At 48.1% G+C, this 784-nt stretch carries 1 pseudogene; it reads left to right on the forward strand.

The window, feature by feature from the left end:
• Positions 1-341: 341 nt before the first annotated feature.
• A pseudogene (locus tag JTI85_RS21040) lies at positions 342-782 on the forward strand (universal stress protein).
• Positions 783-784: the final 2 nt, after the last annotated feature.

Raw genomic sequence — 784 nt, forward strand, 5'->3', positions numbered from 1 at the left:
CCCGATACCCTGCCAAACCATTCAGTGAAGAGTACAACCGAAACCGCTCGTGTTAGTGTCACGCATCCGAGCGCCTCTCTAAATAGTGTAGGAGATTAGTTAATTTTTTGCCAGAAGGTTAATCACTATCAATGCAATTAACTAAAAAATTTGTTTAACTACTTGGCAAGCAAGGCGGATTGACGGATTATCCCGGTCGCTATAATGTAAGGATAGTCCTTAAAAGGTACGTTTTTACGACTGGGCTAGCCCCGCGCATAAAGTTCGCAGGACGCGGATGACGCGGCGGCAAATGAACGCCAGCAGGCTAGTCATCGACAACTTATGGAAGGAGTAACACTATGGCTTATAAACACATTCTTATCGCGGTTGATCTTTCTCCAGAAAGCAAAGTTCTGGTTGAAAAAGCGGTCTCTATGGCACGGCCTTACAATGCGAAAAGTCTCCCTTATCCACGTTGACGTAAACTATTCCGACCTGTACACCGGGCTAATCGACGTGAATCTGGGCGACATGCAGAAACGCATTTCTGAAGAAACCCACCACGCGCGTTAACCGAGCTGTCCACCAACGCAGGCTACCCTATCACCGAAACCCTGAGCGGTAGCGGCGACCTGGGTCAGGTTCTGGTTGATGCCATCAAAAAATACGACATGGATCTGGTCGTTTGTGGTCATCACCAGGATTTCTGGAGCAAACTGATGTCCTCCGCGCGTCAACTGATCAACACTGTTCACGTCGACATGTTGATTGTTCCGCTGCGTGACGACGAAGAAGCATAAAA

It is taken from the genome of Citrobacter sp. Colony219 (assembly GCF_019382635.1).
In the GTDB taxonomy this organism is placed as follows: Bacteria; Pseudomonadota; Gammaproteobacteria; order Enterobacterales; family Enterobacteriaceae; genus Citrobacter; species Citrobacter youngae.